The following is a 19,931-nucleotide window of genomic DNA, read 5'->3' on the forward strand; positions in this document are numbered from 1 at the left end:
CATGCATGCTTCCCGTTTCCGTCCGGGTTTCCGCTCCCCGTCGCGCCGCGCCCGCGGCTTCACCCTGGTCGAGCTGATGGTGGTCATCGTCATCATCGGCCTGCTGGCCACCGTGGTGGCGATCAACGTCATGCCCAGCCAGGACCGGGCGATGGCGGAGAAGGCCCGGGCCGACATCTCCGTGCTGGAGCAGGCGATCGAGACCTTCCGCCTGGAGAACCTCAGCTACCCGACCACAGAGCAGGGCCTGGCCGCGCTCCGCCAGGCACCGGCCGGCCTGGCGCGGCCGGAGCGCTACCGCACCGGCGGCTACATCCGGCGCCTGCCCGACGACCCGTGGGGCAACCCGTACCAGTACCGCCGTCCCGGCCGCGACGGGCTGCCGTTCGAAGTGTTCTCGCTGGCCGCCGACGGTGCCGAGGGCGGCGAAGGCGACGCCGCGGACATCGGCAACTGGGAGTGATCCCCGGCCCCGCCCGCCGCTCCACCGGCTTCACCCTGGTCGAAACCATGGTCGTCCTGCTCCTCGTCGCACTGCTTGCCGCCGCCGTCGTGCTCACGCTCCCCGACGGGGGCGGTGCCGTGCGCGCCACCGAGCGCTTCGCCGCCCACCTGGTCCACGCGCGCGACGAGGCGATGCTGGGCATGCGCCCGGTGCGGGTCGTCGTCGACGCCGATGGCTACCGGTTCGAGCGCCAGGACTGGGGCCGGTGGCAGGCGCTGGCGGATGGCCCCTTCAAGCCGGTCCACTGGGAGTCGGGCGTGCGTCCGGTGCTGGATCGGGACGCCGCACCCGTCTCCTTCGTGTTCGACCTCCAGGGCGGCGCCGGTGGCAGTGGCTCGCTGGTGCTGGCCGGCGAGCGTGCACGAATGCGGGTGGAGGTGGATCCGGACGGCGAGGTCCACGTCGAATGAACCGCGGCGCGGGCTTCTCGCTGCTGGAACTGCTGGTCGCGCTTGCGGTGTTCGGACTGCTGGTGTTGGCCATGCTGCAGCTCGCGGGAGAGAACACCCGCACCCTCGCGATCTTGCAGGAACAGTGGCTGGCGGACGTGGTGGCGGGCAACCAGGCGGTGGAGGCGGCGCTGCTCGACGAATCGGCGCTGGTCGCCGGCGGTGGGAGGGTGCAGTTGGGCGGACGCGGGTGGGAGTGGGAACGCCGCCTCGAGCCGGCGCCGGTCGAAGGCCTGGTGAGGGTGCGGGTCGACGTACGCGCCGCAGGCGGTGGCCAGGTGCTGGCCAGTGCCGGACTGCTCCGGGAGTCGCGATGAATCGTGCAGCCGGCCACCGGCACGCCGCCGCGGGCTTCACCCTGGTGGAGATGCTCGTCGCTCTGGTGGTGTTCGCCCTGCTCGGACTGGCCGCCACCGGCGTCCTGGCCTGGGCGGCGGACAACCGCGGCACCGTCGCCGCCCATTCCGGGCGGCTGGCACAGCTGCAGCGCGCGCGGGCAGTGCTGCAGGACGACCTGGGCCAGGCCGCCGTGCGCCGGGTCCGGGGGTCGGACGGCCGGCAGGCTCCGGACGCCTTCACCGGGGCCACCCACCGCGGCGGCGCCAGCCAAGGCGGCCCCGGCCCGCTGCTGGCGTTCGTGCGGCGGGGCTGGAGCAACCCCGACGGCGCCTCGCGCGCCTCGCTGCAGTACGTGGAGTACCGCCTGGTGGACGGGCGCCTGGAGCGCGCGACCCGGCCGATGCTGGACGGCGCCAGCGCAGGCGATTCCCGGGTGCTGCTGGACGGGATCGTCGACGCCGCGATCGGCTACCACCACCACGGCGCCTGGGACCACGGCTGGCCCGGGGGAGCGGCCGAACTCCCCTCCGCGGTGCGCCTGGAGGTCGAACTCCAGGACCTTGGCCGGATCGAGCAGCTGTTCCTGGTCACCGGGAGGACCCTGTGATGGCCCGGCCACGCCACGTCGCACGGCGCAGGCGCGGGCGCGGCGTCGCCCTGCTCACCGTGCTCCTGCTTGCAGCGGTGATGAGCGCGCTGCTGGCCGTCGTGCTGGACGACATCCGCTTCGGCCTCCGCCGCGGCGGCAACACCCGGGCGGTCGAACAGGCCCGGTGGCACGCGCTGGGCGCCGAGCAACTGGCACGCCGGCAGCTCGCGGCGCTGGCCGCCGCCCCGCCGTCCTCCCTCGCCGGCTGGCTGGACCAGCCGATGCACTTTCCCACCGATCACGGCGTCGTCAGCGCGCGCCTGCGCGAGGGCGGAAACTGCTTCAACCTCAACAGCGTGGTCGAGGGCGCGCCCGGGCAGTGGCAGCGCCGCGCGCATGCCGCGGAGCAGTTCGACCACCTGCTGCAGGCGCTGGGCGTGGGCGCGGGGCAGTCGCAGGCGCTGGCGGACGCGCTGGTGGACTGGATCGACAGCGACGCCGCCACCTCGCCGTCCGGCGCGGAGGACCTCGCCTACACCTTGCGCAGGCCCGCCTACCGCACCGCGGGGGACCTGCTTGCCGAGCCGTCCGAGCTGCGCGCCATCGAGGGCTTCGACCGGGTATATGCCCGCCTGCGCCCGCATGTGTGCGCCGTGCCCACCAACGCACCCAGCGTGGTCACTCCCGACACCCTCGCCGACCGCGACGCGGTGCTGCTGGTCGGGCTCACCCGGGGCGCACTGCCGCTGGAGCGCGCGCGCGGCCTGGTGCAGGCGCGGCCGCCGGGGGGCTGGGGCGGCACCGACCGCTTCCTCGCCCACCCGTTGCTGGCCGCCCCCGGCCTGCGGGAGGCCCTGGCCGAACACCTGACACCACGTCCGCGCTGGTACGTGCTGGACGTGGAGGTGGAGCACGCCGGCGTACAGGTCGTCATGGGCGCCCTGCTCGAGGACAGCGGCGGCGCGGTCGCGTCGCTGGCACGCCGATGGACACCGGAAGAATGAAACCGAAGTTTGCGAGGAAGGCACCGGCACCGGTGCCGTTGGACACGCTGCTGGTCCTGCTGCCGGACGATGCCGCGGAGCCGGTCGACTGGTGGCGGCTGGATCCCGCCGGGCAATGCGTCGACCGGGGAACCTGGGAGGCCGGATCCGACGAAGGGGGGCCCCGCGCTACCGGGGCAGGCGACCAGGGGCTGCCGGTCGTGGTCGCCGTCGGCGCCGGGTGCGCGGTGCACCGGCTGGAGGTCCGCGCGCATTCGATGCCGCAGGCCACCGCGGCGGCAAGGGCCATGCTCGCCGCGGAACTGGCCGGGGATGACGGCGTGCACGTGGCGGTGGCCCCCGAGGCCGGCGGCGGCTGGCTGGTCGCGGTCGCCAGCGTCGACGACATGGAGCGCTGGATCGCGGCCGCCCGGAACCTCGGGCTGGAGCCACGCCAGCTGGTGCCGGCAGCATTGCTGCTGCCGCCACCCATCGGCACCGCCGGGGACGCGGACGGCGCCGATGCGCTCGTCCTCGCCGCGGAGCACCGGGAGCGCTGGATCTGCCGCGGCGCCGGCCTGGCCTTCACTGTCGAGGCCGGGCTGGCACACACGGTCCTGGAGGGACGCCCGACGACCCCCGTCCCCCTCGCCGTGGAGTTGCTCGCCGCAGGCGCCCTCGCCCCTCCGCTCAACCTGCTGCAGGGCTCCTTCGCCCCGGCAGGCGACGCACCTCGCGGGGCCGCTGCCTGGCGCCGAAGCGGTGTGCTGGCAGCGATCGTGCTGGCCACGCTCGTGCTCGCCCCCGCCTTCCGCGCCGGCATCGACCAATGGCAGGCCGGGAAGCTGGAGCAACAGGCACAGGAGGAGGCGCGGGCTGGCCTGCCCGGGCTCACGCCGGACGGCGATGCTCTCACCGCGCTGCGGGCCCGGGTGCTGGCCAGCCGCAACGTACTCGACTTCAGCAACGCGACCGCGGGCCTGATGGCGTCGGTGCAGGCGGTTCCGGGCACGTCCCTGGACGGGCTCACCTGGCAGGGCGGCCGGCTACAGGCCATCGTCGGGCACGGTGGCGCGGGCGACGTCGATGCACTCCGCGCGCAACTCGCCTCGCGCGGGTTCGAACCGGTCGAGGAAGGGCGCTCCGCTGGCGGCGGCGACCACCTGCGGATCTCGCTGGAGCCACGCCAATGAAACGCACGGGCACGTTGCTGGACTGGTGGCGTTCCCGCGCGCCACGCGAGCGGGCGATGCTGGTCGTGATGCTGCTTGCCATCGCCGCGTTCCTGGCCTGGTTCGCGCTGTTGCGCCCGCTCGGCCGCTGGCAGCAGCACGCGGCCGCGGAGCGCTCCGGCGCAACGGCACTGCTCGCGGAAGTCCACGCCGCCCGCGACGAGCTCGCACGGTTCCAGGCCGCGTTGCCCGACGCGCAACCGGAGCCGGTCGCATTGGAAGAACTCCTGCCGCGCAGCGCGACCGCCGCCGGCGTCGCGCTGTCACGCCAGCAGGAGCGCGACGGCCTGCTCATCGCCGGCATCGACGCGGTCCAGGCGCCGGCACTCCTGGCCTGGCTGGACGCACTGGCCCGCCGGGGCGTGGCGCCTGTGGCACTCGATATCGGCGAGCGCGACGGGCACCTGCACGCGGAGGTCGCATTCGCCCGCCCGGCCTTGCCCGATCACGCGGGAAGCGATCCGTAACAGACGCGCAACACGGGGGTCATCACGCTTTAGCAATGTCATGTTCCTGCAACATGGCCGCCGTACCGTGCCCGCAACTTTCAAACCGTTGACACACGGCCGTCATGAAGAAGACCCCCGCCGCGCTCGCCGCCGCCCTGCTCCTGGGCGCCCTGCCCGCCCACGGTTTCGAAATCGGCGAGTTCGCCGGCTCGACGGTCAGCTTCGAAGGGCTGCTGCAGTCGGACCATTACTGGTACGACAGTGACCGCGCGCCGCTCGACGGCGATCCGGGCGACGGCGACGACAGCGACCACGGCATCCGCCGTGCCGAACTGGTGCTCAAGGGCGACGGCCCGGGTGGCCTCGACTGGGTGGTCGGCTACGACGCCGAGGGCGAGAGCTGGCTGGACGTCAACGCCGGCTTCGACCTGGGCGGGGGCCATGCGGTGCGGGTCGGCCAGTTCAAGCAGCCGATCGGCCTGGAGGAGCTGTCCTCGTCGAAGAACAACGACTTCGTCTCCAAGGCGGCGGCGACCAACGCCTTCGCCACCAGCCGCCGGCTGGGCGCGAGCTACGGCTATGGCGGCGACGGCTGGAGCCTGACCGCCAGCGCGTTCGGCCGCAACCTGACCAGCGGCGGTGCCCACGGGTCCGGCTACGGCGTCCGCGCCACCTGGGCACCGGTAAACGACGGCGGCCGCACCCTCCACCTGGGCCTGGCGCACGTCGACCACGACACCGACGCCGACACCCTGCGCCTGCGGGTCCGGCCGCAGGCCGACATGGCCGGGGACCGCCTGGTCGACACCGGGACCCTCACCGATGCCGACCGCCTGGCGACCACCGGCATCGAAGGCCTGTGGATGGCCGGGCCCCTGAAGCTGCAGGCCGAGTACATGCAGGGCGACGTCGACCGCCTTGCCGGCCCCGATTTCACCGCCAGCGGCGGCTACCTGAGCGCGGTCTACAACCTCACCGGCGAGGGCTGGTCCTACCGCGGCGGCGTACCGCGCACCGCCTCGCCCGCCGGGCCGCGCGGCATGTGGCAGCTCGCGGCCCGCGCCGACACGCTGGACTTCGACGACGCCGGCATCGAGGGCGGCCGCATGGACGCCTTCACCGTCGGGGTGAACTGGTACTACCGCGACAACTTCAAGGTGGCCCTGAACTGGTCGAGCATCGACAGCGAGCGCGCCGGACTGCCCGACGACCCCTCGATCATCGCCCTGCGCGGCCAGATGCACTGGTAAGCGCCCACCGATGTAACGGAAGCGTCACCGGCGCGTCATCTTCGGGGTGTCCAATGGAACCTGCGCAACACGGCGCATCTCTCCATTCCCTGATTACGGCGCGCCTCCCCCGGGGCGCGCTTTTTTTGTCGAGTGTCATCGACCCGTAACAAAAACATCATTCCATTGCCTTGCCCGCCGGGCATACCGGCCTGTTTACGCCAACGGAGTTCCACATGAACAAGACGCCGATCCGCTTCGCCGTCCTCTCCCTTTCGATGGCCGTCGCCCTCGCCGCCTGCTCGGGTGGCGGGCAGGAGCCTGGCCAGACGGCCGGTACCGCCGGCGGCAACACCGCGCAGATCACCGGCGCGGGCGCGACCTTCATCTTCCCGCTGATCTCCAAGTGGTCGGCGGACTACAACGCCGCGACCGGCAACATGGTGAACTACCAGTCGATCGGCTCCGGCGGCGGCATCGCCCAGATCAAGGCCGGCACCGTGGACTTCGGCTCCTCCGACGAGCCGCTGTCGAGCGAGGAGCTCGCCGAAGCCGGCCTGGGGCAGTTCCCGTCCGCGATCGGCGGCGTGGTCCCCGTGGTCAACGTACAGGGCGTGGAGCCGGGCGCGCTGAAGCTCAGCGGCGAGCTGCTGGCCGACATCTACCTGACCAACGTCAGCAACTGGAACGACCCGGCGATCGCCGCGCTCAACCCGGAGCTCTCGCTCCCGGACGCGAAGATCAACCTGGTCCACCGCTCCGACGGTTCGGGCACCACGTTCAACTTCACCAACTACCTGAGCAAGGTCAGCCCTGCCTGGGCCGACCGGATCGGCCAGGGCAAGCAGATCCAGTGGGTCGACGGCGTCGGCGGCAAGGGCAACGAGGGCGTCGCCTCCTACGTGCAGCAGATCGACGGCTCCATCGGCTACGTCGAGCTGGCCTACGCGATCCAGAACGACATGTCCTACGCCAGCCTGCAGAACGCCGCCGGCAACTGGGTGACCCCCAGCCTGGAGTCGTTCCAGGCCGCCGCCGCGACCGCCGACTGGACGAGCGCGCAGGACTTCAACCTGGTGATCACCAACGCCCCGGGCCCGGACGCCTGGCCGATCACCGCAGCCAACTTCATCCTGATGCACAAGGACCCGGCCGATCCGCAGCGCGCCGCGAACGCCATGGATTTCTTCAGGTGGGCCCTGGAGAACGGCCAGGCCCAGGCCGAGGAACTGCACTACGTGCCGCTGCCCCCGGAGCTGGTGGGACAGATCGAGTCCTACTGGGAAGCCGAGTTCAACATCGCCGAGTAATCGTTACGGCGCAATTGCATTGCGCCCTACGCGTGTAGGGCGCAATAGCCGCCGCCGGCAGCGTATTGCGCCGGGCGGCGAACAACGACACACCCGCAACAACGTCCACCGGGTACCTCCGCAATGAACGAGTTGGCCCTGCCGGCCCCACGCGACCGTAGCGATGCGCGCAACGACCGGATCTTCCGGTACTTCCTCGTCGCCACGGTCGTCTTCGTGTTGCTGGCGCTGGCCGGCGCCGCGCTTTCGATGCTGTGGGGCGGCCGCCAGGCCCTGCAGTTGAGCGGGCTGGACTTCTTCTTCACCGCGGACTGGAACCCGGTCCAGGACCGCTACGGGGCGCTGGTGCCGATCTACGGCACCATCGTCACCGCGATCATCGCGATGCTCATCGCGGTGCCGGTCAGCTACGGCATCGCCCTGTTCCTCACCGAGGTGGCGCCGCGCTGGCTGCGCACCCCGGTCGGCACCGCCATCGAGCTGCTGGCGGGCATCCCCTCGATCATCTACGGCATGTGGGGCCTGTTCGTGCTGGTGCCGGTGATGACCGACTACGTCACGCCCTGGGCCAACGAGCACCTGGGCACGCTGCCGCTGATCGGTCCGCTGTTCCAGGGCCCACCGATCGGCATCGGCATGCTCACCGCCGGCATCGTGCTGGCGATCATGGTGATCCCCTTCATCGCCGCGACCATGCGCGAGGTGTTCCTGACCGTACCGACCCGGCTCAAGGAGTCGGCCTACGCGCTGGGCTCGACCCGATGGGAAGTCAGCTGGGACATCGTGCTGCCCTACACCCGCTCGGCGGTGATCGGCGGCGTGTTCCTCGGGCTCGGGCGTGCGCTGGGCGAGACCATGGCGGTGGCCTTCGTGATCGGCAACTCGACCCGCTTCACGGCCTCGCTGCTGGAGCCGTCAACCACCATCGCCGCGCTGATCGCCAACGACTTCGGCGAGGCGACCGAGACCTACCGCTCCGCGTTGCTGCTGCTGGGCTTCGTGCTGTTCATCGTCACCTTCCTGGTGCTCGCGGCCGCCCGCTTCATGCTCGCGCAGCTCAAGCGCCGGGAGGGCAACTGATGGCCGCCTCCACCCGTGACGTCGCCGAGTCGCTGTACCGGCGCCGCAGGATCAAGAACGTCGTCGCCCTGGTGCTTTCCTGCCTGGCGGCGGTCTTCGGGCTGGTGTTCCTGGCCTGGATCCTGTGGACGCTGGTTTCGCGCGGGATCGGTGCGATCAACCTGACGCTGTTCACCCACGACACCCCGCCGCCGATGGTCGAGGGCGGCCTGCGCAACGCCTTCTTCGGCAGCGCGGTGATGAGCCTGATGGCGATCGGCATCGGCACCCCGCTGGGCATCGCCGCGGGAACCTGGCTGGCCGAGTACGGCCGCAATACCCGCCTGGGCACCGCGGTGCGCTTCGTCAACGACATCCTGTTGTCGGCGCCGTCGATCGTGCTCGGCCTGTTCGTCTATACCCTGGTGGTGATGCAGTTCGGCGGCAGCTTCTCCGCCATCGCCGGCTCGATCGCGCTGGCCTTCATCGTCCTGCCGGTGGTCCTGCGCACCACCGACGAGATGCTCCGGCTGGTGCCGGCGCAGATGCGCGAGGCGGCGCTGTCGCTGGGCGTGCCGCAGTGGAAGGTGACCATGCAGGTGCTGTACCGCTCGGCGCTGCCGGGCATCGTCACCGGCATCCTGCTGGCGCTGGCCCGCATCAGCGGTGAGACCGCGCCCCTGCTGTTCACCGCCTTCGGCAACCAGTACTGGAGCACCGACGTCACCGGACCGATGGCCAGCGTGCCGCTGGTGATGTACCAGTACGCCGGCAGCCCGTACGTCACCTGGCAGGACCTGGCCTGGGGCGGTGCGCTGGTGCTGACGCTGTTCGTGCTGCTGACGAGCCTCGTCGCCCGCGCGGTCGTCAACCGCCACCGGGTGACCCATGACTGAGGCCGTCGCCACCTTCGCACCCCCGGCACCCGCCACCCCGCGCGCCCCCGCCACGCGTGCCCTCGCCAACACTGGGACCCCGCCCATGACCCCGAACACCGCGACCGCACCCGACACCCCGCCGGCCAAGCTGGCCGCCCGCGGGCTGGACTTCCACTACGGCGATTTCCACGCCCTCAAGGGCATCGACCTGGAGATCCCGGAGAAGCGGGTGACGGCGCTGATCGGTCCCTCCGGTTGCGGCAAGTCGACCCTGCTGCGCGTCTTCAACCGCATCTATGCCCTGTACCCGGGCATGCGCGCCAGCGGCGAGGTGCTGCTGGACGGGGAGAACATCCTCGACCCGAAGTACTCGATGAACCGGCTGCGCAGCAAGGTCGGCATGGTGTTCCAGAAGCCCGTGCCGTTCCCGATGACCATCTACGAGAACATCGCCTACGCGATCCGGCACCATGAGAAGCTGTCGCGCAAGCAGATGGACGAGCGCGTGGAACTGGCCCTGCGCCAGGGGGCGCTGTGGGACGAGGTCAAGGACAAGCTCGGGCAGAACGCGCTGGGCCTGTCCGGCGGCCAGCAGCAGCGCCTGTGCATCGCGCGCGCGGTGGCGCTGCGCCCGGACGTGCTGCTGCTCGACGAGCCGACCTCGGCGCTGGACCCGATCTCCACCAGCCGCATCGAGCAGCTGGTCGCCGACCTGAAGGACGACTACACCATCGCGATCGTCACCCACAACATGCAGCAGGCGGCCCGGGTCTCGGACTACACCGCATTCATGTACCTGGGCGACCTGATCGAGCACGGCGACACCGAGACCATCTTTTCCAACCCCTCGGTGCAGCAGACCGAGGACTACATCACCGGGAGGTTCGGCTGATGAACACTCCGCACGACCACATCTTCCGCGGCCTGGACGAGGAGCAGCAGCGCGTCCACGACGGCATCGTCCGCATGGGCGAGATGGCCGCCGCGCAACTGGAGGCGGCCCTGGACGTGGTGGTCCGCCGGGACGACCGCGCCTCCGCGCGCGTGGTGGCCAACGACGACGCCATCGACGCACTGGAGCAGGAGGTCACCCAGGAAGCGGTCCGCCTGGCCCTGCGCGGCCCGCTCGCCCGCGACCTGCGCTTCATCCTCGCCGCCCTGCGCATCGCCGCCGCCATCGAGCGCATGGGCGACTACGCCGCCAACATCGCCAAGCGCTCCGCCGCCCTCTCGATGGCACCGCCGCTGCCTCAGGTGGAGGCACTGCAGGCGCTCGGCCGCCGGGCCGTCGACCTGATCCGCCAGACGACCGACGCCTACCGCGACGAGGACGCCGACCTGGCCATCCAGGTCCGGGACGCCGACGCCCGCATCGACGCCGACTACAGCGAGCTCTACCGCGACCTGGTCGAGCACATGGGCAACGAGCCGCGCTCGATCACCAGCGCAACCCACCTGATGTTCATGGCCAAGAACATCGAGCGCATCGGCGACCACGCGACCAACGTGGCCGAGAACGTGTGCTACCTGGTCAGCGGCGAGGACGACCTGCCGCCCCGCGAGAAGCGCGACGACAGCCCCTCGCTGGCGCCGTAGGCAGTTCCCCGTCATCCCCGCGCACGCGGGGATCCACGGGCTCCCCTCTGGTAGGCTTCCCGGTCCATGGAACAGCCCGCCCCCACCCCTCCGGCGCCGCAGGAAACGCCTGCCGGCGTGTCCCCGATGGCGACCCGCTTCCGCGGCTACCTGCCGGTGGTGGTGGACGTGGAGACCGGCGGGTTCGACTGGAACCGGCACGCGCTGCTGGAGATCGCGGTCCTGCCGCTGGACCTGGACGACGAGGGGCGCCTGGTGCCGGGCGAGACCACCAACGCGCACCTGGAGCCGGCGCCCGGGCTGGAGATCGATCCCAAGTCGCTGGAGATCACCGGGATCGTCCTGGGCCACCCGTTCCGGTTCGCCAAGCCGGAGAAGGCGGCGCTCGACCATGTGTTCGCGCCGGTGCGGGCGGCCTGCCGCAAGCATGGCTGCCAGCGCGCGATCCTGGTCGGGCACAACGCCCACTTCGACCTGAACTTCCTCAACGCGGCGATCGCCCGGACCGGGCACAAGCGCAGTCCGTTCCACCCCTTCAGCGTGTTCGACACGGTGACGCTGGCAGGCGTGGCCTACGGGCAGACGGTGCTGGCACGGGCGGTGCAGGCGGCGGGCTTCGAGTGGGACCCCAACGAGGCCCACTCCGCGGTCTACGACACCGAGCGCACCGCAGAGCTGTTCTGCCGGATCGTCAATTCCTGGCCGACGCCGGGGCGCGCCGGCTGAGCGTGGCGCTCAGGCGAGGTGTCGGTCGGCTGCAGCGAGGTCGCGCCGGCACTGACCGTGACCCTCAGGCCTTCCACTCCACCCCACTGGTTGTCCTCCGCCAAACGTTCCTGGATCCGGCGGTAAAGCGCCGCGCCGTCACCGGCGGCAGCGCCCGGGAGAAGCCCGGTGAGCGCGTCCTCGCAGGCCTGCCGCTCGAAGGCCTCGGCCTGGGTGCGCAGGCGCTCCAGCAGCTCGCTCTTCTCCTGGTCTGCGGCGAGCGTCCCACGGGCGCCCGCCCCGGCGCTATGGAGAGCGAGGGCATCGGGTACGCACCGCCCGTGGGGCTTGGATGGCCGCCGGTCAGCCGGCCTGCCGCTGCCGGACCGCCTCGAACAGCGCGACCCCGGCGGTGACCGACACGTTGAGGCTCTCGACCTCCCCGTCGCCGGCCCCGGGCATCGGGATGGCGGCGAGGCTGTCGCAGTTCTCGCGGGTCAGCCTCCGCAGCCCCTCGCCCTCGCCGCCCAGCACCAGGCCCACGTTGCCGCGCAGGTCGAGCGCGTAGAACGGTGCCTCGGCCTCGCCGGCGAGGCCATGTAGCCACACGCCCATCTTCTGCAGGTCGCGCATGGTCCGGGAGAGGTTGGTGACGGACACGACCGGAATGCGGTCCGCCGCACCGGCCGAGGTCTTGCGCACGGTGGCGTTGACCTGGACCGCCTTGTCCTTGGGGATCACCACGGCGGTGGCGCCCGCGGCGGCAGCGCTGCGCAGGCAGGCACCGAGGTTGTGCGGGTCCTGCACCCCGTCGAGCAGGAGCAGCAGGGCGCGCCCGTTGGCGCCCTCGACCAGCCCCTGCAGTTCGTTCTCGCCCCAGGTCCTCGCGGCGGCGTAGCGGGCGACGACGCCCTGGTGGCGCAGGTTGCCTGCGACGCCGTCGATCGCCTGCTTCGCGACCCGGCGTACGTCGATGTCGCGGCGCCGCGCCTGGGCCTCGATCTCGGCCAGGCGGGGGTTCTTCGCGCCGGCCTCGACCAGCACCTCGCGGACATTGGCGGCGTCGTGCTCGACGGCGGAGGCGACGGCGTTGATGCCGGCGATCCATTGTTTCTGGCTCATGCCGGGAATTGTAGGGCGCAATGGCCGCCGCACGCGGCATATTGCGCCCTACGGTCAGTATTTCTTCTTCTGGCGCCTGGCGGGTCTGCCGCGCTCGGGCGGCGCCTTCGGCTCCTTCGCCCCGCCGTCCTCGCGGACCAGGCGGAAGTCGATCTTGCGGTCCTCCACGCTGGCCTTGAGGACGATGATCCTGGCCGGGTCGCCAAGCCGGTACTCGCGGCCGTGCCGCTCACCGGTCAGCGTCTTGCGGATCGGGTCGAACGAGTAGTAGTCGTGCGGCAGCTGGGTCACGTGGACCAGGCCGTTGACCTTGGACTCGTCCAGTTCGATGAACAGCCCGAAGCTGGTCACCCCGCTGATCACCCCGTCGAACTCACCGCCCACGTGCTGCTCCATCCACGCGGCCCGGTAGCGCTCGTCGACCTCGCGTTCGGCCTCCTCGGCGCGGCGCGCGCGCTCGGAGCACTGCAGCGCGAGCTGGGCCATGTCGCTGGGGGAGTAGCGGAACTTCTCCGGCCGCTTGCCGCTGAGGGCGTGCTTGATCGCCCGGTGCACCAGCAGGTCGGCATAGCGGCGGATCGGCGAGGTGAAGTGGGCGTACGCCTCCAGCGCCAAGCCGAAGTGGCCGATGTTCTCGGGCTGGTAGACCGCGAGCGATTGGCTGCGCAGCAGGACCGACTCGATCAGCGTGGCGTCGCCGCGCTCGCGGACCTCGCGCAGCAGGCGGGTGTAGTCGCGCGGCTGCACCTTGCCCCACGGCGGCATCTTCAGCTTGAACTCCTTGAGGAACTCAAGCAGGTCGGTGTACTTCTGCTCCGGCGGGCGGTCGTGGATGCGGAACGGGGCCGGCACCTCCTTGTCGATCAGGTACTTCGCCGCCTCCACGTTGGCGGCGATCATGCATTCCTCGATCAGCTTGTGCGCGTCGTTGCGCACGATCATGCCGGCCTGCGTGACCTCGCCCTTGTTGCCGAGCACGAAGCGGACCTCGCTGGACTCGAATTCGATCGCGCCGCGCTTCTCCCGCGCCTTGCGTAGCACCTGGTAGAGCTGGTGCAGGCGCTCGACCTGGGGCAGGACCGGCCCGAGGATCTCCAGTGCCTCGTCGCGCTTCTCGTTGGCGACGTCGTCGCCGACCGCGTTCCACACCTGGGTGTAGGTCAGGCGCGCATGCGAGTGCATGACCGCCTCGTAGAACTTCGAACCGGTCACCCGGCCCTGGCGGTCGACCTGCATGTCGCACACGAAGCAGAGGCGGTCGACCTTCGGTTTGAGCGAGCAGATGCCGTTGGAGAGGGTCTCGGGCAGCATCGGCACGACGAAACCGGGGAAATACACCGAGGTGGCGCGCTTCTGCGCCTCCTCGTCCAGCGGCTCGCCGGGACGCACGTAGTGCGACACGTCGGCGATCGCCACCACCAGGCGGAAGCCGTCGCGGTTGGTCTCGCAATAGACCGCGTCGTCGAAATCCTTGGCGTCCTCGCCGTCGATGGTCACCAGCGGCATGTCGCGCAGGTCGACGCGGCCGGCGATCTCTTCGTCATCCACGCGGTGCGGCAAGGCGGTCGCCTGGTCGAGCACCTGCTGCGGGAACTCGTGGGGGATGTCGTGGCCGTGGATCGCCGCCTGCACCGCCAGCGACGCGGTCAGCCGGTCGCCCAGCACCGTCAGGATCCTGCCGAGGGGCGCGCGTCGCGGCTCCGGGGCGCGGGTGATCTCGCACACCACCAACTGGCCGTCGCGGGCCTCGCCCCGGTGCTCGGGCGGGATCAGGACGTTGCGCTGGATGCGGGCATCGTCCGGTTCGACATAGCTCACCCCGTCCTCGAGCACGAAGCGGCCGATCATCCGGCTCATGCGGCGCTCGAGCACCTCGACGATGGCGCCCTCGCGGCGGCCGCGGCGGTCGACGCCGGTGACGTGGGCCAGCACGCGATCGCCGTGCATGACCTTGCGCATCTCGAACGGCGGCAGGAACAGGTCGTCGCCGGTGCCCTCGTCCGGGCGCAGGAAGCCGAAGCCGTCCGGGTTGGCGATGACGCTGCCGGGGATCAGGTCGACGCGCCGTGCCGGCACCAGGCCTCCGCGGCGGTTCTGGTGCAACTGGCCGTCACGAAGCATCGCCCGCAGGCGCGCGTTGAGGGCGTTGAAACGTTCGCTTTCCTCCAAGCCCAGCTGCGCGGCCAGGTCGGCGGCGTCCATCGGACCATCGGAATCGGCCAGGGTCTGCAGGATCAGCTCGCGGCTGGCGATGGGATTTTCGTAGCGCGCGGCCTCGCGTTCGGCGTGCGGGTCGGCGGGGCCGCCGGCACCTTCTGCGCCCTTCGAGCGACCCGTGCCCTTCGACGCCCTGGAGGACTTCGCTGCCTTCGCGGTACCAGCGGCCTTCTTCGGGGCGTCACCGGTGTCGTGCGGCTCCGGGAACCAGGCGGGCAGGTCGCCGTCCTTGCCCTTGCGGCCCTTGCCCTGTCCGGCCTTGGCCGGGGCGGCCGGCGCCTTCCTGGCCGCCGTCCGGCCCGCGCTCTTCTTTTTGGTGGCGCCGCTGTCCGGGCCTTTGTTCTTCGGGGTTCTGTTCATGCGGCGATGGTACAGGGCCGGTGTCAAAGCGCCGTGCCACCCGCGCCGCCCCGCCGGTACCGTTCCGGTGCCGGCGGGTGTTGACAAGCCGCCCCCGCGCACCGCATCATGCGCGGCCTCGCAACGCTCACGCAGCGTTTGCAGGGCCCAGGTGGCGGAATTGGTAGACGCACTAGTTTCAGGTACTAGCGGGTAAAACCGTGGAGGTTCGAGTCCTCTCCTGGGCACCAACACATTCGAAGGCGCGGTAGTCCACGCGCCGCCAGGAAACCCGCCGGCAGGCGGGTTTTTTGTTGCCCGCGGGTTATTGCCGGGGCGCGGTTTGGCGGCTAACTTCAATGATGGTCCGCCCCTTCTTTCCTTGGCCGCGCCGACGCGGCCGGAGTCCCCTTGCATGAACGCTTCGCCCCGCCCCGCGCTGGTGATCTCCCGGACCGACTGCGACCGGCTGGAGGCGCTGCTCGAAAAGCGGCTGCCGCCGGGGGTCCAGGTGGATGCGCTGCGCGACGAGCTGGCACGTGCCGACGTCGTCGAACCGGGCGACATGCCGGCGGACGTCATCACCATGAACTCCACCGCCCGCTTCGTCGACGAGCACACCGGCGCCGAGCACGAGATCACCCTGGTCTGGCCGCACGAGATGGACGGCAGCCGCGACAAGGTCTCGATCCTCGCCCCGGTCGGCAGCGCCCTGCTGGGCCTGCGCGTGGGCGACCGCATCGAATGGCCGGTGCCGGGTGGCCGCACCCTTACCCTGCGGGTCCTGTCGATCCGCTGATTCCGCGCCCGCCCCCGGGCAACCGCAATCCAGGTAACCGATCCCGCATGACCGAGTCCGTACGTCCCGATTTCCACGGTTTCGAGCAGATCCCGCTGCGCGAGTACGCCGAGCGCGCCTACCTCGACTATTCGATGTACGTGGTCCTCGACCGCGCCCTGCCCTTCATCGGCGACGGCCTGAAGCCGGTGCAGCGGCGGATCATCTACTCGATGAGCGAGCTCGGCCTCAACGCCGGCGCCAAGCCCAAGAAGTCCGCGCGCACCATCGGCGACGTGATCGGCAAGTACCACCCACACGGCGACAGTGCCGCGTACGAGGCGATGGTGCTGATGGCGCAGCCGTTCTCGTACCGCTACCCGCTGGTCGAGGGGCAGGGCAACTTCGGCTCCTCCGACGACCCCAAGTCGTTCGCGGCGATGCGCTACACCGAGTCGCGGCTGGCGCCGATTTCCGAGGTGCTACTGGGCGAGCTGGCGCACGGGACGGTGGACTGGGTGCCCAACTTCGATGGCTCGCTGGAAGAGCCCTCGTGGATGCCCGCGCGGCTGCCGCACCTGCTGCTCAACGGCACCACCGGCATCGCGGTCGGCATGGCCACCGACATCCCCCCGCACAACCTGTCCGAGGTGGTCAGCGCCTGCGTGCGGCTGCTCGACGATCCGGAGGCCACCACGGCCGACCTGTGCGAGCACGTGCGCGGGCCGGACTACCCGACCGAGGCCGAGGTCATCACGCCGACCGCCGACCTGGTGCGCATGTACGAGACCGGGCACGGCAGCATCCGTGCACGCGCGGTCTGGGAGCGGGAGTCGAACAACATCGTCATCACCGCCCTGCCCCACCAGGTCTCGCCGGGCAAGGTGATCGAGCAGATCGCCACCCAGATGCGGGCCAAGAAGCTGCCATGGCTGGAGGACATCCGCGACGAGTCCGACCACGCCAACCCGACCCGAGTCGTGCTGGTGCCACGCTCCAACCGGGTGGACGTCGAGCAGCTGATGGGCCACCTGTTCGCGACCACCGACCTGGAGCGCAGCTACCGCGCCAACTTCAACGTCATCGGCCTGGACGGCCGCCCGCAGGTCAAGGGCCTGCGCGCGATGCTGGGCGAATGGCTGCAGTTCCGCGCCGACACCGTCACCCGCCGGCTGACCCACCGCCTGGAGAAGGTCGAGCGCCGCCTGCACCTGCTGGAAGGGCTGCTGGTCGCCTTCCTCAACCTGGACGAGGTGATCCGCATCATCCGCACCGAGGACGAGCCACGGCCGGTGCTGATGGAGCGCTTCGACCTGTCGGAAGAACAGACCGACTACATCCTCGAGACCCGCCTGCGCCAGCTCGCGCGGCTGGAGGAGATGAAGATCCGCGGCGAGCAGGCCGAGCTGGAGGACGAGCGCGAGACCCTCGTCGCCACCCTCGGGAGCAAGGCGAAGCTCAAGCGCCTGATCAAGGAGGAGCTGCTGGCGGACGCGAAGAAGTTCGGCGACGCCCGCCGCTCCCCGCTGGTCGCCCGCGAGGCCGCCCAGGCCCTGTCGGAGACCGACCTCGCGCCGAGCGAGCCGATGACCGTGGTGCTCAGCCGCAAGGGCTGGGTACGCGCGGCCAAGGGCCACGACATCGACGCCTCCGCGCTCAACTATCGCGAAGGGGACGCCCTGCTGGCCTCCGCGCCGGCGCGCAGCAACCAGCAGGTGGCGTTCCTGGACTCCACCGGCCGCAGTTACTCGACCATCGTCCACAGCCTGCCCTCGGCCCGCGGCAACGGCGAACCGCTGACCGGGCGCTTCTCACCGGCGGCCGGCGCCTCCTTCGAGACCCTGGCCAGCGGCACCGACGAGGACCGCTTCGTGCTCGCCTCCAGCCACGGCTACGGCTTCGTGACCCGCTTCGCCAACCTCACCAGCCGCAACAAGGCCGGCAAGGCGATGCTGTCGCTGACGACGGGTGCCGAGGTGCTGCAGCCGGCTCCGGTTGCCTCGCTGGAAAGCGACCGCATCGTGGTGGTCACCACCGCCGGCCACCTGCTGGCCTTCCCCGTCGGCGAGCTGCCGGAGCTCGACAAGGGCAAGGGCAACAAGCTGATCAACATCCCCAAGGCCAAGCTGGGCACCGAGCGCGTTGCCGCCGTGGCGGTGGTGCCGGAAGGCGCGAGCCTGCAGGTGAAGTCCGGTGCGCGGACGATGACCCTCGCCTGGAAGGACCTGGAGAATTACCTGGGTGCGCGAGCCAGCCGCGGCGGGCTGTTGCCGCGCGGGTGGCAGAAGGTGGAAGGCCTGGCGGTCGCGTAGGGCGCAATAGCCGCCACGGGCGGCGTATTGCGCCGCACGACGACGGCACCCACACGGGGATGCCATCACGACGCGACGTGCACCCCCGCCACCGCCCGCCCGGATGGATCCGCCGCGGCCTCGAACGCCGCATCCCACGCGATGGCCGCCGGCGACGAGCAGGCGATCGACTTGCCGCCCGGCACCGTGCGGGCGCAGGACTCGCCGGGGAAGTGGCGCTCGAAGATGTGGCGGTAGAGATAGGCCTCCTTCGTCATCGGCGGGTTTACCGGGAAGCGGCTGGCGGCGAAGGCGAACTCGCGGCCACCGACCTGCGACTCGGCGTGCGCCTTGAGGCCGTCGATCCAGCCGTAGCCGACGCCATCGCTGAACTGCTCCTTCTGGCGCCAGAGGATGGAGTCCGGCAGGTAGCCGTCGAAGGCTTCGCGGAGGATGGCCTTCTCGATCGGGCGCGAACAACCCTCTACGCGGCCTCTGTCACCGGGTAGCGGAGGACGGGGGCGCACCATCTTGGCGCTGGCATCCATCCGCATCGCCACCTCCAGGAACTCCAGGTCCAGGAACGGGACGCGGGCCTCCACGCCCCAGGCCATCATCGACTTGTTGGCACGCAGGCAGTCGTACTGGTGCAGGGCGTCGAGCTTGCGCACCAGCTCGTCGTGGAACTGCCGGGCATCGGGTGCTTTGTGGAAGTACAGGTAGCCGCCGAAGATCTCGTCGCTGCCCTCGCCGGAGAGCACCATCTTCACGCCCATCGCGCGGATCCGCCGGGCCAGCAGGTACATCGGGATGGAGGCGCGCACGGTGGTGACGTCGTAGCTCTCGATGTGGCGGATCACCTCCGGTAGCGCGTCCAGGCCCTCCTGCAGGGTGTAGGTGAAGCCGTGGTGCACCGTGCCCAGCGCGTCCGCGGCGACCTGCGCGGCGGCGAGGTCCGGGGAGCCTTCCAGCCCGATCGCGAACGAGTGCAGTCGCGGCCACCAGGCCTCGGCGCGGTCGTCCTCCTCGATGCGGCGGCGGGCGAAGCGGGCCGCGCACGCCGCCACCAGGGAGGAGTCGAGCCCGCCCGAGAGCAACACGCCGTACGGCACGTCGCTCATCAGTTGCCGGTGCACGGCGGCCTCGAACGCTTCGCGAAGCTCGCCGGGCGTGACCTGCACGCTGGCGGTGGCGCCGTGCTCGCGCCAGGGGCGCTCCCAGTACCGCACCAGCCGATCGCCGTCGCTGTCGTAGTAGTGCCCGGGCGGGAACTGGGCAACGTCGTGGCAGATCCCGACCAGTGCCTTCATCTCCGAGGCCACGCACATGCGCCCGCTGCCGTCGCGGCCCCAGTACAGCGGCACCACCCCGACCGGATCGCGCGCCACCAGCCAGCGGCGTGCCGCCCGGTCCCACAGCGCGAAGGCGAAGATGCCGTTGAGCCGGCGCAGCCAGTCGCCGGGATCGCCGCCCCGGGCGTGCAGCGCGTTGATCACCTCGCAATCGGACGCGGTGCGGAACTCCCACCCGTCCGGCGCGGTCGCGCGCAGCTCGCGGTGGTTGTAGATCTCCCCGTTGACCGCCAGCACCAGGTTGCCGTCGGCGGAGACCAGCGGCTGCGCGCCCCCGGCCGGGTCGACGATGGCCAGGCGCTCGTGGACGAGGATCGCGCCCTCGTCGGCGTGCACCCCGCTCCAGTCCGGGCCGCGATGGCGCTGCCGGCGCGACAGCTCGAGCGCCTGGCGGCGCAGGTCGGCGAGGTCGTCGCCGGGTTGCAGTCCGAAGATTCCGAGGATCGAGCACATTGCGGTGGACTCCGTGGTGGCGGTGGCGCCGGTGGACACAAAAAAGCCTGCACTGG

The 19,931-nt window shown here is 70.9% G+C and carries 19 protein-coding genes and 1 tRNA gene; 17 read left to right on the top strand and 3 right to left on the bottom strand.

Features of this window, described 5'->3' with window-relative positions; all coding sequences use genetic code 11:
- Position 1: 1 nt before the first annotated feature.
- The 14 genes from gspG to rnt all read left to right on the top strand — a co-directional run bounded on the left by gspG (position 2) and on the right by rnt (position 11,344).
- Positions 2-463, top strand: coding sequence for a type II secretion system major pseudopilin GspG (gene gspG / locus G545_RS0102815; protein WP_027069061.1), 462 nt, complete (start codon positions 2-4; stop codon positions 461-463).
- Positions 460-915: a GspH/FimT family protein gene (locus G545_RS0102820; protein WP_081677687.1), complete on the top strand. Its 456-nt coding sequence runs from the start codon at positions 460-462 to the stop codon at positions 913-915. The genes gspG and G545_RS0102820 overlap by 4 nt, the downstream gene beginning before the upstream one ends.
- On the top strand, positions 912-1,271 hold the full coding sequence (gene gspI, locus G545_RS0102825) for a type II secretion system minor pseudopilin GspI (RefSeq protein ID WP_027069063.1): 360 nt from the start codon (positions 912-914) through the stop codon (positions 1,269-1,271). The genes G545_RS0102820 and gspI overlap by 4 nt, the downstream gene beginning before the upstream one ends.
- Positions 1,268-1,900, top strand: coding sequence for a type II secretion system minor pseudopilin GspJ (gene gspJ / locus G545_RS0102830; protein WP_052347248.1), 633 nt, complete (start codon positions 1,268-1,270; stop codon positions 1,898-1,900). Before gspI ends, gspJ begins: the two co-directional genes overlap by 4 nt.
- Positions 1,900-2,886: a type II secretion system minor pseudopilin GspK gene (gene gspK / locus G545_RS0102835; protein WP_027069065.1), complete on the top strand. Its 987-nt coding sequence runs from the start codon at positions 1,900-1,902 to the stop codon at positions 2,884-2,886. The genes gspJ and gspK overlap by 1 nt, the downstream gene beginning before the upstream one ends.
- Positions 2,883-4,058 carry a type II secretion system protein GspL gene (gene gspL, locus G545_RS15715; RefSeq protein WP_161625764.1) on the top strand — a complete coding sequence of 392 codons (1,176 nt, stop codon included), beginning with the start codon at positions 2,883-2,885 and terminating at the stop codon, positions 4,056-4,058. Before gspK ends, gspL begins: the two co-directional genes overlap by 4 nt.
- The gene (gspM, locus tag G545_RS15720) at positions 4,055-4,564 is read left to right on the top strand and encodes a type II secretion system protein GspM (RefSeq protein WP_081980997.1); all 510 of its coding nucleotides are present in this window, start codon (positions 4,055-4,057) and stop codon (positions 4,562-4,564) included. Before gspL ends, gspM begins: the two co-directional genes overlap by 4 nt.
- A gap of 104 nt (positions 4,565-4,668) precedes the next feature.
- Entirely contained in the window at positions 4,669-5,796 is a 1,128-nt protein-coding gene (locus G545_RS0102850) for an OprO/OprP family phosphate-selective porin (protein ID WP_027069068.1), read from the top strand.
- A gap of 215 nt (positions 5,797-6,011) precedes the next feature.
- Positions 6,012-7,085, top strand: a complete 1,074-nt coding sequence (pstS, locus tag G545_RS0102855; RefSeq protein ID WP_027069069.1) for a phosphate ABC transporter substrate-binding protein PstS — start codon at positions 6,012-6,014, stop codon at positions 7,083-7,085.
- A 123-nt stretch (positions 7,086-7,208) separates the two neighbouring features.
- The gene (gene pstC, locus G545_RS0102860) at positions 7,209-8,165 is read left to right on the top strand and encodes a phosphate ABC transporter permease subunit PstC (protein WP_027069070.1); all 957 of its coding nucleotides are present in this window, start codon (positions 7,209-7,211) and stop codon (positions 8,163-8,165) included.
- Positions 8,165-9,040, top strand: coding sequence for a phosphate ABC transporter permease PstA (pstA, locus tag G545_RS0102865; protein WP_027069071.1), 876 nt, complete (start codon positions 8,165-8,167; stop codon positions 9,038-9,040). The genes pstC and pstA overlap by 1 nt, the downstream gene beginning before the upstream one ends.
- An 85-nt stretch (positions 9,041-9,125) precedes the next feature.
- Positions 9,126-9,914: a phosphate ABC transporter ATP-binding protein PstB gene (gene pstB, locus G545_RS0102870; protein WP_027069072.1), complete on the top strand. Its 789-nt coding sequence runs from the start codon at positions 9,126-9,128 to the stop codon at positions 9,912-9,914.
- Positions 9,914-10,618 (top strand): phosphate signaling complex protein PhoU, encoded by a 705-nt coding sequence (gene phoU / locus G545_RS0102875; RefSeq protein ID WP_027069073.1) that lies wholly within the window; start codon positions 9,914-9,916, stop codon positions 10,616-10,618. Before pstB ends, phoU begins: the two co-directional genes overlap by 1 nt.
- Positions 10,619-10,684: 66 nt before the next feature.
- Positions 10,685-11,344 (top strand): ribonuclease T, encoded by a 660-nt coding sequence (gene rnt / locus G545_RS13310; RefSeq protein WP_052106659.1) that lies wholly within the window; start codon positions 10,685-10,687, stop codon positions 11,342-11,344.
- Positions 11,345-11,686: 342 nt separating this feature from the next.
- Here the strand turns inward: rnt and rlmB are convergent, their stop codons facing one another.
- Positions 11,687-12,445, bottom strand: coding sequence for a 23S rRNA (guanosine(2251)-2'-O)-methyltransferase RlmB (rlmB, locus tag G545_RS0102885; protein WP_027069074.1), 759 nt, complete (start codon positions 12,443-12,445; stop codon positions 11,687-11,689).
- Between the two features lie 54 nt (positions 12,446-12,499).
- Positions 12,500-15,022, bottom strand: coding sequence for a ribonuclease R (gene rnr, locus G545_RS13315; protein ID WP_052106661.1), 2,523 nt, complete (start codon positions 15,020-15,022; stop codon positions 12,500-12,502).
- A 145-nt stretch (positions 15,023-15,167) separates the two neighbouring features.
- Here rnr and G545_RS0102895 point away from each other — a divergent pair.
- From G545_RS0102895 to parC, 3 genes are all read left to right on the top strand, one after another.
- Positions 15,168-15,252 (top strand) — tRNA-Leu (locus G545_RS0102895).
- A gap of 164 nt (positions 15,253-15,416) precedes the next feature.
- Entirely contained in the window at positions 15,417-15,800 is a 384-nt protein-coding gene (gene rnk, locus G545_RS0102900; RefSeq protein WP_027069075.1) for a nucleoside diphosphate kinase regulator, read from the top strand.
- 47 nt (positions 15,801-15,847) lie between these two features.
- Positions 15,848-18,091 carry a DNA topoisomerase IV subunit A gene (gene parC, locus G545_RS0102905; protein ID WP_027069076.1) on the top strand — a complete coding sequence of 748 codons (2,244 nt, stop codon included), beginning with the start codon at positions 15,848-15,850 and terminating at the stop codon, positions 18,089-18,091.
- A gap of 65 nt (positions 18,092-18,156) precedes the next feature.
- On the opposite strand, the gene asnB is transcribed toward parC, so the two are convergent.
- Positions 18,157-19,875: an asparagine synthase B gene (asnB, locus tag G545_RS0102910; RefSeq protein ID WP_027069077.1), complete on the bottom strand. Its 1,719-nt coding sequence runs from the start codon at positions 19,873-19,875 to the stop codon at positions 18,157-18,159.
- Between the last annotated feature and the right edge of the window lie 56 nt (positions 19,876-19,931).

The organism is Lysobacter defluvii IMMIB APB-9 = DSM 18482 (genome assembly GCF_000423325.1).
Lineage (GTDB): Bacteria > Pseudomonadota > Gammaproteobacteria > Xanthomonadales > Xanthomonadaceae > Novilysobacter > Novilysobacter defluvii.

Excerpts from the sequence above, each read along its gene's own strand:
- parC (WP_027069076.1), top strand. The coding sequence starts at position 15,848 with ATGACCGAGTCCGTACGTCCCGATTTCCACGGTTTCGAGCAGATCCCG.
- pstC (WP_027069070.1), top strand. The coding sequence starts at position 7,209 with ATGAACGAGTTGGCCCTGCCGGCCCCACGCGACCGTAGCGATGCGCGC.
- rnk (WP_027069075.1), top strand. The coding sequence starts at position 15,417 with ATGAACGCTTCGCCCCGCCCCGCGCTGGTGATCTCCCGGACCGACTGC.
- gspM (WP_081980997.1), top strand. The coding sequence starts at position 4,055 with ATGAAACGCACGGGCACGTTGCTGGACTGGTGGCGTTCCCGCGCGCCA.
- rnt (WP_052106659.1), top strand. The coding sequence starts at position 10,685 with ATGGAACAGCCCGCCCCCACCCCTCCGGCGCCGCAGGAAACGCCTGCC.
- gspK (WP_027069065.1), top strand. The coding sequence starts at position 1,900 with ATGGCCCGGCCACGCCACGTCGCACGGCGCAGGCGCGGGCGCGGCGTC.
- rlmB (WP_027069074.1), bottom strand. The coding sequence starts at position 12,445 with ATGAGCCAGAAACAATGGATCGCCGGCATCAACGCCGTCGCCTCCGCC.
- gspI (WP_027069063.1), top strand. The coding sequence starts at position 912 with ATGAACCGCGGCGCGGGCTTCTCGCTGCTGGAACTGCTGGTCGCGCTT.
- gspL (WP_161625764.1), top strand. The coding sequence starts at position 2,883 with ATGAAACCGAAGTTTGCGAGGAAGGCACCGGCACCGGTGCCGTTGGAC.
- asnB (WP_027069077.1), bottom strand. The coding sequence starts at position 19,875 with ATGTGCTCGATCCTCGGAATCTTCGGACTGCAACCCGGCGACGACCTC.
- gspJ (WP_052347248.1), top strand. The coding sequence starts at position 1,268 with ATGAATCGTGCAGCCGGCCACCGGCACGCCGCCGCGGGCTTCACCCTG.
- G545_RS0102850 (WP_027069068.1), top strand. The coding sequence starts at position 4,669 with ATGAAGAAGACCCCCGCCGCGCTCGCCGCCGCCCTGCTCCTGGGCGCC.
- gspG (WP_027069061.1), top strand. The coding sequence starts at position 2 with ATGCATGCTTCCCGTTTCCGTCCGGGTTTCCGCTCCCCGTCGCGCCGC.
- pstS (WP_027069069.1), top strand. The coding sequence starts at position 6,012 with ATGAACAAGACGCCGATCCGCTTCGCCGTCCTCTCCCTTTCGATGGCC.
- pstB (WP_027069072.1), top strand. The coding sequence starts at position 9,126 with ATGACCCCGAACACCGCGACCGCACCCGACACCCCGCCGGCCAAGCTG.
- pstA (WP_027069071.1), top strand. The coding sequence starts at position 8,165 with ATGGCCGCCTCCACCCGTGACGTCGCCGAGTCGCTGTACCGGCGCCGC.
- phoU (WP_027069073.1), top strand. The coding sequence starts at position 9,914 with ATGAACACTCCGCACGACCACATCTTCCGCGGCCTGGACGAGGAGCAG.
- rnr (WP_052106661.1), bottom strand. The coding sequence starts at position 15,022 with ATGAACAGAACCCCGAAGAACAAAGGCCCGGACAGCGGCGCCACCAAA.